This window comes from Pseudomonas sp. CFBP 5748, assembly GCF_053850495.1.
Genome location: NZ_JBSPTN010000007.1, coordinates 380961 through 390680, shown reverse-complemented (window position 1 = coordinate 390680; position 9720 = coordinate 380961). Strand labels below are relative to the sequence as shown.

At 61.4% G+C, this 9720-nt stretch carries 8 protein-coding genes and 1 riboswitch; of the genes, 2 read left to right on the top strand and 6 right to left on the bottom strand.

Features of this window, described 5'->3' with window-relative positions; all coding sequences use genetic code 11:
- Positions 1–137: 137 nt before the first annotated feature.
- The 3 genes from cpdA to ACWNZ1_RS18800 form a co-directional block, all read right to left on the bottom strand.
- Complete coding sequence (gene cpdA, locus ACWNZ1_RS18810) at positions 138–953, bottom strand: 3',5'-cyclic-AMP phosphodiesterase (RefSeq protein WP_135843399.1); 816 nt, start codon at positions 951–953, stop codon at positions 138–140.
- Positions 954–1076: 123 nt separating this feature from the next.
- Entirely contained in the window at positions 1077–1529 is a 453-nt protein-coding gene (locus ACWNZ1_RS18805; RefSeq protein WP_003186471.1) for a DUF1249 domain-containing protein, read from the bottom strand.
- A complete protein-coding gene (locus ACWNZ1_RS18800; protein ID WP_134922612.1) occupies positions 1520–2137 on the bottom strand; it encodes an NUDIX domain-containing protein in 618 nt (205 codons plus the stop codon). Before ACWNZ1_RS18800 ends, ACWNZ1_RS18805 begins: the two co-directional genes overlap by 10 nt.
- A 215-nt stretch (positions 2138–2352) precedes the next feature.
- Here ACWNZ1_RS18800 and ACWNZ1_RS18795 point away from each other — a divergent pair, with 215 nt between their 5' ends.
- Positions 2353–3099: a DUF3298 domain-containing protein gene (locus ACWNZ1_RS18795; protein WP_135843398.1), complete on the top strand. Its 747-nt coding sequence runs from the start codon at positions 2353–2355 to the stop codon at positions 3097–3099.
- On the opposite strand, the gene cytX is transcribed toward ACWNZ1_RS18795, so the two are convergent.
- The gene (gene cytX / locus ACWNZ1_RS18790; protein WP_256454143.1) at positions 3068–4360 is read right to left on the bottom strand and encodes a putative hydroxymethylpyrimidine transporter CytX; all 1293 of its coding nucleotides are present in this window, start codon (positions 4358–4360) and stop codon (positions 3068–3070) included. The genes ACWNZ1_RS18795 and cytX overlap by 32 nt on opposite strands.
- 171 nt (positions 4361–4531) lie before the next feature.
- The gene (gene thiC, locus ACWNZ1_RS18785) at positions 4532–6421 is read right to left on the bottom strand and encodes a phosphomethylpyrimidine synthase ThiC (RefSeq protein ID WP_456027801.1); all 1890 of its coding nucleotides are present in this window, start codon (positions 6419–6421) and stop codon (positions 4532–4534) included.
- Between the two features lie 175 nt (positions 6422–6596).
- A riboswitch (TPP riboswitch) is annotated at positions 6597–6702 on the bottom strand.
- 154 nt (positions 6703–6856) lie between these two features.
- On the opposite strand from thiC, the gene ACWNZ1_RS18780 reads away from it, so the two are divergent.
- Positions 6857–8296 (top strand): TolC family outer membrane protein, encoded by a 1440-nt coding sequence (locus ACWNZ1_RS18780; RefSeq protein ID WP_135843395.1) that lies wholly within the window; start codon positions 6857–6859, stop codon positions 8294–8296.
- 132 nt (positions 8297–8428) lie between these two features.
- Here the strand turns inward: ACWNZ1_RS18780 and waaA are convergent, their stop codons facing one another.
- The gene (waaA, locus tag ACWNZ1_RS18775; protein ID WP_135843394.1) at positions 8429–9703 is read right to left on the bottom strand and encodes a lipid IV(A) 3-deoxy-D-manno-octulosonic acid transferase; all 1275 of its coding nucleotides are present in this window, start codon (positions 9701–9703) and stop codon (positions 8429–8431) included.
- Between the last annotated feature and the right edge of the window lie 17 nt (positions 9704–9720).

Here is a 9720-nt window from a genome sequence, read left to right as displayed (position 1 = left end):
CACTGCGGTGCATGCACATGTTTCAACGGACCGGGTAATCAAGGCCGCCAAAACGAAAAGACCTTGAAAGGGATGGCTGTAAGAGCGGAACCATAAGTGGCCGTTACCGCAGCAACGGATATGTACTCAATCAAAACTCAGTAACCGTTGGACTCATAGTCCGGGGTAAACGCAAACCCAACCACCCGCTCAACCCCCGTCTCCAACCGCCCATCCGGCCAAAGCCGCAACCACCGATACCCCGGCGCCTGCGAGCCCACCGCAAAATCCTCACTCCCAGGCTCAAACTGAATACAGGTCGAAGGCGAAGCCAACAAACGAACCCCCTCCCGCACCCGATCAACCTCCTGATGCACATGCCCCCACAGCACAGCACGCACCTGAGGAAACCGATCCAACACCGCAAACAGTGCCTCAGGATTACGCAACCCAATCGGCTCCATCCACGCACACCCAATCGAAACAGGATGATGATGCAGGCACACCAAATGATGCCGCTGCGGCGCCTCACTCAAGGCATTGGCCAACAGAATCAACTGCTCCTCGGCCAAAAAACCCGGCACCGATCCGGGCACGGCGGAGTCGAGCATCGTCACCCGCCAATTGCCAATGTCCACCACCGGATCGAGCAACGTACTCTTGACCGCAGCCTTGAGCATCACCTGCGGCTCGTCATGGTTACCCGGAATCCAGCGCGCCGGAGCATCGATTCGCCCACTCAACTGCCGAAACGCTTCATAGGATTCCAGCGTCCCGTCCTGGGACAAATCCCCAGTGGCAAGCATCAAGTCGATGTTGGGTTGCTGCTTGAGCACCAGGTCAATGACCGCCCCCAGGCTGTCACGGGTGTTCATACCCAACAACGAAGCGTCGGCCTCGGCGAACAGATGACTGTCGGACAGTTGGACCAGCAACGCCGCATCGGCGGTGGTCAAAGTGGATACGCTCGGCAAATCGCTCTCTCCCAGGCGCACTCGCGCCATTGGATGAAGCCGCAATTATGCTGGGGAAGATCGAAAGGGGAAACCCGCGAACCGGAACCGGTTCACAACCAGTGTCCAGTATTTGAAAGACAACTACCGAACGACTTCGAACTCGTGACCCAACGCCAGGCAATGACTCAGCCATTCACCCAAAAACAGATTCAACTGGGCCTTTTCGTCCGGCTGGTGCATTGACGCATTGGGATAAGGATAGATGCCGCGAAAGCGTCGTGCATGTTCGGCGCTCACGACTTCGGCCATGCGCGCATCGTGATAGACCTGGACCTCCAGTTGCGGCACCGGCAGCCAGGGCAGGCTGTGTTCCTGGCGCACTTGCAAGGTGGTGGTGTATGGGCAGGTTTGCAGCACCTCGAGGGCCAGCACGCCAAGCATCTGGTCGCCGTGGGTCACGGCGATGCGCCGTGGCGCCGGATCGTTGCGCATGTCCGGCAACAAGCGCATCAGGCGGGCGTAGTTGGCCTCGCAGGCGGCCTGCAACCCCACCAGATCGACGCGATAGCGATCGCGCAGCTTGTTCAGGACCATAGCCCCCTCACTTCCTCGCGGTTCAAGGCCAGCCATTGCAGGGCGATGATGCTCGGTGCATTGCAGATTTGTCCGTCGCGCACAGCTTGCAGGGCATCCTCGAAGGACCAGACCTTGACGCGGATATCCTCGGCTTCTTCCGCCAGGCCATGCAGCCCGCCCGCCCCCGTGCTGTCGCAACGCCCCAGGTACAAATGGACGAATTCATCACTGCCGCCCGGCGATGGAAAATACTTGGTCATCGGCCAGAGCGCGGCGAAGACAAGCCCAGCTTCCTCCTGCGCTTCGCGATGAGCAACTTCTTCCGGTTGCTCGTCCTTGTCGATCAGGCCGGCCACCAATTCCACCAGCCAAGGGTTGGTCGTCTTGCCTATGGCGCCCACGCGAAACTGCTCGATCAACACCACCTCATCACGCTGCGGGTCGTAGGGCAGCACGCACACCGCGTCATGACGTACGAACAGTTCACGACTGATCTCACGGCTCATGCCACCGGCAAATAATTCGTGGCGCAGGACGAGGCGGTCGAGTTTGTAGAACCCCTGGAAGCAGCTCTCGCGCTTGACGATGTCCACGGTGTTCGGCGTGGCGTTGGTGAAGTCGGTCATGACAATCCTCGTGTGCAGTAGATCAATACGAGGTTCCAACCTCGGCTTCGCGCCATCCTAACGCGCCCGTACCCTTTGATGCAGCCCCTTTCCACTCATCGGGATAGACGGCAGAAGGTGTAAAGAACTCTAATGAGCTTAGTGGCGAACTGATTGCCCTGCTGACAGTCGAAGCGGGTAACTTTTTGCCTTTCCCTGTTTCATGAAGGACGCCCATGTCGCTTTTCAAAACTGCCTCCGTGGCCGCCATTGCCCTGACCCTGGGCGCTTGCCAAAGCCTGTTCCAACCCAACTACCGCGCGCCGCTGGAAACCACCCGCGACGCCTCGGAGCAACTGCAGCCCGGCTGCGCCAGCGCCGACTGCCCATTGGTGAACATTGACACCCTGCGCTTCCCCGCCGAACCGAGCCTGGACGGCATTGTTGAAAAACGCCTGCTGGAGCTGACCCGCTCCACCCCGGGTGCCCCGGTGGCACCGACGCTGGCCGCCTACCGCGAGCAGTTTCTGCGCAGCGCCGCCCCGCGTAACAGCAGTTACTTGCAAGCCAAGGTACGTGAGCAGCATGACGGCTTGGTGATCATCGAGTTGTCCAGCTACCTGGACACCGGCGGTGCCCACGGTACGCCGGGGCGCGGTTTCATCAACTATTCGCGCCCACAACACAAGGTGTTGAGCTTGTCGGACATGCTGCTGCCGGGCCAGGAAGAAGCGTTCTGGAAAGCCGCCCAGGTCGCCCACAACAGCTGGCTGATCAGCACCAAGCTGGATCAGGAACCTGACTTCATGAAGCAGTGGGCGTTCCAGAAAACCCCGAACGTGGCGCTGACCTACGGCGGGGTGATCCTCAAGTACGAAGTGAGCACCATCGCGCCGTACGCCCTGGGCCACATCGAACTGAAGATCGCTTACCCGCGCCTCAATGGCATTCTCAGGCCCGAGCTGTTTCCCGGCCGTAGCTGAAGGCCCGGCCCAGCAACAGTTGCAGCAACCCTGCCAGGATCAACGACGGCAGGGTTGCGCCGATGTCCGGGTAGAAATTGGCCAGCAGATGATAAGTGCTCACCCCACCCAGCCAGGCCAACAGTGCCGGCCAGCGCAACGCGGCTGACAACACCTGGCTGCTGCGTTTGCGCAGGATGAAGTGGTCCACCAGCACCACGCCGAACAGCGGCGCGAACACCGAGCCGATCAGCAACAGGAAGTTCTGGTATTGCGCCAACGGCGCGAAGCAGGCGATCAACGTACAGATGACGCCAATTGCCAAGGCCAGGTGCTCGACTTTCAGCCCCGACAACAGGCCACTGGAGACCGCCGCAGAGTGAATGTCAGCGAAGGCGTTTTCCGACTCGTCCAGCAGAATCAGCAGCAGCGGAATTCCCAAGCCGGCGCCAGCCAGGGCCAGCAGCAGCGCATTGACTTCACCGCTTGGCGCAAACGCCAGGGTGTAGGCAACGCCCAGGCTCATCAACCAGAAATTACCGATGAAGAAGCCCAGCGCAGTACCGCCAAACACATTTTTGGCGCGCTTGCCGAAGCGTGAATAGTCGGCGATCAGCGGCAGCCAGGACAGCGGCATGGCAATGGCGATATCGAAACCCACTGCCAGCGGCATCGAGCCGTCACCCGCCTGGTCCCACAGCGCGGCCAGGTCGGCCTTGGCGAACAGGTTCCAGGTCAGCCAGATGCACGCCGCCAGCAACAGCCAGATGCCCCACTTACGCAGGACCTTGCGCACGAACGTCAGCGGCCCGCTCACTGCGAGCAGGGTCGCCAAGGCGCCGAAGAACAGCGTCCACAGCAGCGGGTTGGAGCCCAGGCTGCCTTCACTGAAGGCTCGGGCGCCGAGCAGGCTGGCGGCATCACGCATGACGATGATTTCGAACGAGCCCCAACCGATCAGTTGCAGCAGGTTCAACACCGCCGGCACGCTCGCGCCCTTGCCGCCGAGACTGAGCTTGAGGGCGGCCATGGCCGACAGGCCGGTGTCGCTGCCGATCACCCCGACGGCCGCCAACAGCAGGACGCCCACCAACGTGCCGAGGAAAATCGCCAGCAGCGAACCACTCAGGCCCAGGCCCGGCGCCAGCAAGGCGCCGACCTGCAAGACCATCAGGCCGATGCCGAGGGAGAACCACAGGGAAAACAGGTCGCGGGCGCCGAAGACGCGTTTGTCCAGGGGGACAGCGGTGTCGGGGGAATAGGTGCTGGGTTGGATGTTCAAGGGTTGTTATCTCAGAGGGATATTTGTTGTTTTTCTGGCCGCTATCGCGAGCAAGCTCGCTCCCACAGGGGACTTGCGGTGAGCACAAGATTTGTGAACGACCGAGATCCACTGTGGGAGCGAGCTTGCTCGCGATGACGGCGGTGAAAACACCGCCGCCTTCAGCTCACATCACACTTTCTTGTAAAGCTGACTACCTTCCTTCTTGAACCGCTCAGCCTGTTCCGCCAAGCCCTGGGCGACATCGACATCCACCGCTTCAATGCGCTGGTTGGCCGCGTACTCGCGCACTTCCTGGGTGATTTTCATCGAGCAGAACTTCGGCCCGCACATCGAGCAGAAATGCGCGACCTTGGCCGAATCCTTCGGCAGGGTTTCGTCGTGGTACGAGCGGGCGGTGTCCGGATCCAGGCCGAGGTTGAACTGGTCTTCCCAGCGGAACTCGAAACGCGCCTTGCTCAAGGCGTTGTCGCGGATCTGCGCGCCCGGGTGGCCCTTGGCAAGGTCGGCAGCGTGAGCGGCGATCTTGTAGGTGATGATCCCGGTCTTCACGTCATCCTTGTTCGGCAGCCCCAAGTGTTCTTTCGGAGTCACGTAGCAGAGCATCGCGCAACCGAACCAGCCGATCATCGCCGCACCGATACCGGAGGTGATGTGGTCGTAGCCCGGGGCGATGTCGGTGGTCAGTGGGCCGAGGGTGTAGAACGGCGCCTCGTCGCAGCACTCGAGCTGCTTGTCCATGTTCTCCTTGATCAACTGCATCGGCACATGGCCCGGGCCTTCGATCATGCACTGCACATCATGCTTCCAGGCGATCTTGGTCAGCTCGCCCAAGGTTTCCAGCTCACCGAACTGCGCTTCGTCGTTGGCGTCGGCAATCGAGCCCGGACGCAGACCATCGCCCAGCGAGAAGCTGACGTCGTAGGCCTTCATGATTTCGCAGATGTCTTCGAAGTGGGTGTAGAGGAAGTTCTCTTTGTGGTGCGCCAGGCACCACTTGGCCATGATCGAACCGCCACGGCTGACGATGCCGGTGACGCGCTTGGCGGTCATCGGTACGTAGCGCAACAACACACCGGCGTGGATGGTGAAGTAGTCGACGCCTTGCTCGGCCTGTTCGATCAACGTGTCGCGGAACAGCTCCCAGGTCAGGTCTTCGGCCACGCCACCGACTTTTTCCAGGGCCTGGTAGATCGGCACGGTGCCGATCGGCACCGGCGAGTTGCGGATGATCCACTCGCGGGTTTCATGGATGTGCTTGCCGGTGGACAGATCCATGACCGTGTCCGAACCCCAGCGAATGCCCCAGGTCAGTTTCGCCACTTCTTCTTCGATGGACGAACCCAGCGCGCTGTTGCCGATGTTGCCGTTGATCTTCACCAGGAAGTTACGGCCGATGATCATCGGTTCCAGTTCGGTGTGGTTGATGTTGGCCGGGATGATCGCGCGACCACGGGCGATTTCGTCGCGTACGAATTCCGGGGTGATGACTTTCGGCACGCTGGCGCCGAAGCTGTGGCCGGCGTGTTGCTGCTCCAGCAGGCCGGCGGCGCGGGCCACTTCCAGCTTCATGTTTTCGCGGATGGCGACGTATTCCATCTCGGCGGTGATGATGCCTTTGCGCGCGTAGTGCATCTGGCTGACGTTGGCGCCCGACTTGGCGCGACGTGGGTTGTTCACGTGGGCGAAGCGCAGTTTGGTCAGCTCGGGATCGGCCAGGCGTTCCTGACCGAAGTTGGAACTCAGGCCGGCCAGGCGCTCGGTGTCGCCACGGGCTTCGATCCACGAAGAGCGCACGTCGGCCAGGCCTTTGCGTACGTCGATAATCACGTTCGGGTCGGTGTAGGGGCCCGAAGTGTCATATACCACCACCGGCGCGTTGATTTCGCCGCCGAAGTCGGTGGGGGTCACGTCGAGGCTGATTTCGCGCATGGGCACGCGGATATCCGGGCGGCTGCCCTGGACATAGATTTTTTGCGAGCGGGTAAAGGGTTGAACCGATTGCTCATCGACCTGGGCCGAATCACTGAGGTTGATCGCGTTTTTTGATTTTGTCGTCATCACGGGCTCTCCAGACACACATCCAGGCAGTGGATTTTTGTCGGAGCGAACCTGTAACGAATGGACGCACCCCAGCACGACAGTGCGGATGCTGTGCTTGCTGCTCGAGCATGTTCGAAAATCGAAAGTCGATGGTCGAACAACATCCCGGACGAAGCACAAGAGGACTCGCCGGGTGACGAGAAATCTTGTTCCCTACGCAGGCGCTAACCTGATCAGGTTCAACGGGATCCGAAATTATTCGATCTCAGCCTCATAGCAAGGCACCCCGACAAGAACCCGGCCAGTCTAGACACAACTATCAGAGAACGCCATCGCCAGGGCAAAAGGCGTGATGAATGGCGCAAATACAGGATTGTTGCCGTGCGCCCGCGCAACTACACTCGCTACGCCGCGCCTCTTGTGCGCAATCATTTGAGAAGTAGGGAACGCCTCATGCTGCGCAAACTCTCACTGGCCCTTGCCGTGTCTTGTGCGTCCAATGGAATGGCCTGGGCTGCCGAAGCGCCCTTGACCACCAAAACCGATCTGGTGAGCGTGTATCAGGAAGCGGTGGACAACAACGCCGATCTGGCCGCGGCCCGTGCCCAGTACGGCGTCCAGAAGGAAGTGGTGCCCCAGGCGCGTGCCGGGTTGCTGCCGAACCTCTCGGCCGGTGCCGACCTGAACAACACCCGTACCGAGCTCGACCAGCCGGCGATGACCGCCACCCGCAGTTCCACGGTTTACCAGGCCACGCTGTCCCAGCCGATTTTCCGTGCCGATCGCTGGTTCCAGTTGCAGGCGGCAAAATCCGTTGACGAGCAAGCGTCGCTGCAACTGTCGGCCACTGAACAGAACATGATCCTGCAGAGCGCCGAGAGCTATTTCAACGTGCTGCGCAGCCAGGACAACCTGGCCTCGACCAAGGCCGAGGAAGCGGCGTTCAAGCGCCAACTCGACCAGTCCAACGAGCGCTTCGACGTGGGCCTGTCGGACAAGACCGACGTGCTGCAATCCCAGGCCAGCTACGACACCGCCCGGGCCAATCGAATCCTCGCCCAGCGCCAGGTCGACGACGCCTTTGAAGCCTTGATCACGTTGACCAACCGCCAGTACAACTCGCTCCAGGGTATCGTCCATACCTTGCCGATCCTGCCGCCGGCACCAAACGATGCCAAGGCCTGGGTGGATACGGCAGCCAAGCAGAACCTGAACTTACTGGCCAGCAACTACGCCGTGACCGCCGCCGAGGATACGCTGCGCCAGCGCAAGGCCGGCCATGCGCCGACCCTCGATGCAATCGCCCAATACAAAAAAGGTGATAACGATGGCCTCGGCTTCACCAACCCGAACCCTACCGGCCAACGCTACGGCGGTGATGCCGAGCAACGCACCATTGGCCTGCAACTGAGTATCCCGCTCTACAGCGGCGGGCTAACCAGTTCTCAGGTGCGCGAGTCCTACTCGCAGCTCACCCAGACCGAACAGCAACGCGAAGGCCTGCGTCGGCAGGTGGTGGAAAACACCCGCAACCTGCACCGCGCGGTGAACACCGACGTGGAACAGGTCCAGGCCCGGCGCCAGTCGATCATCTCCAACCAGAGCGCGGTGGAAGCCACGGAAATCGGCTATCAGGTCGGCACCCGCAACATCGTCGATGTGCTCGATGCCCAGCGTCAGCTGTACACCTCGGTGCGCAACTACAACAATGCCCGGTACGACTACATCCTCGACAACCTGCGTCTCAAGCAGGCCGCCGGCACCTTGAGCCCGGCGGACCTGCAGGATCTGTCACGCTATCTCAAGCCCGACTACAACCCGGACAGGGACTTCCTGCCGCCGGACTTGGCCCAGGCGGCAGCGGAGCAGTTGCGCTCGCGGCCGGCGCAGTAACCCCTCGGAGGGAAGCCCTGCCAGCAACATCCTGTGGGAGCAAGGCTTGCCCGCGATGAATACAACTCAGTCTCCCTGGAGCCGGGGCGTTTGCATCGCGAGCAAGCTTTGCTCCCACAGATATTCAGTCGCTCAATCAATCAACCGCCCCAACCCCTCCAGCAACCGCTGCAACGCGCCCTGATTGGTGCGCATCACCTTCAAACCGGCCTCGGCCATGCGCTGGGCATCGCGGGGCAGTTCGAACAGGCGCTGTACCGCCAGGGCCAGACTCTGGGCATCGTCCACTTCCACCAACGCCCCGGCGGCACGCAGTTGCGTGGCGATTTCGAGGAAGTTGAACAGGTGCGGCCCGCTGAGCACCGGTTTCGCCAGCGCCGCCGGCTCCAGCAGGTTGTGCCCGCCATTGGGCACCAGGCTGCCACCGACAAAAGCACTGTCGGCCAAGGCGTAGAGAAACAGCAGTTCGCCCATGGTGTCACCTAGCAACACCGACGCCTGGGCGGTGACGGGTTGTGCGCTGGAGCGCCGGACCGTGGCGAAACCCTCGCTTTGGCACAACTGGTACACCGAGTCGAAACGCTCGGGATGACGCGGCACCAGGATCAGCAACGCATCGGGATAACTGTCGAGCAGCCGACGGTGAGCGGCCAGCACCACTTCGTCTTCACCTTCATGGGTGCTGGCGGCGATCCACACCGGACGTTCCGTCGCCTGCCACTGGCGGCGCAAGGCGCTGGCATTCTCGAGCAGTTGCGGGTCAATGGTCAGGTCGTACTTGATTGAGCCGGTGACCTCGACGGTTTCAGCCCGGGCACCTAGCTGGCGAAAACGCTCGGCCTCAGCTTCGGTCTGGACAGCGAACAGACTCATCTGGGCAAGCATAGGCCGGGTGAGTTTTGGGAAGCGCGCGTAGCCGCGTGCCGAGCGTTCCGATAACCGAGCATTGGCCAGGGCGACAGGAATGCCGCGCTTGGCGCATTGGTGAATATGGTTGGGCCACAGCTCGGTCTCCATGATCACCGCCAGAGAGGGCCGAACCTGATCAAGGAAGCGTTTCGCGGCGCAGGGTAAGTCGTAAGGCAAATAGCAATGCTGGATCCGCGGTTCGTTGGCGAACAAGGCCTGGATCCGCTCCGAACCGGTGGGCGTCATGCAGGTGACGGTGATCGGCAGCTGTGGATAACGTTGCAGCAAGGCGCGGATCATCGGCGCGGCGGCAATGCTCTCGCCCACCGACACCGCATGGACCCAGATGCCTCCCGGCACCATCACCGGCAGGCTCCGGGAAAACCGCTCACCGATGCGCCGGGCATACGCCGGCGCCTTGCGCGCCCGCAGCCACAGCCGAATCGCTACCAGTGGCAGCCCCAGATAAAACAACGCGCTATAGAGAGTTCTGTTCATGGCGGCGGAGTTTATCG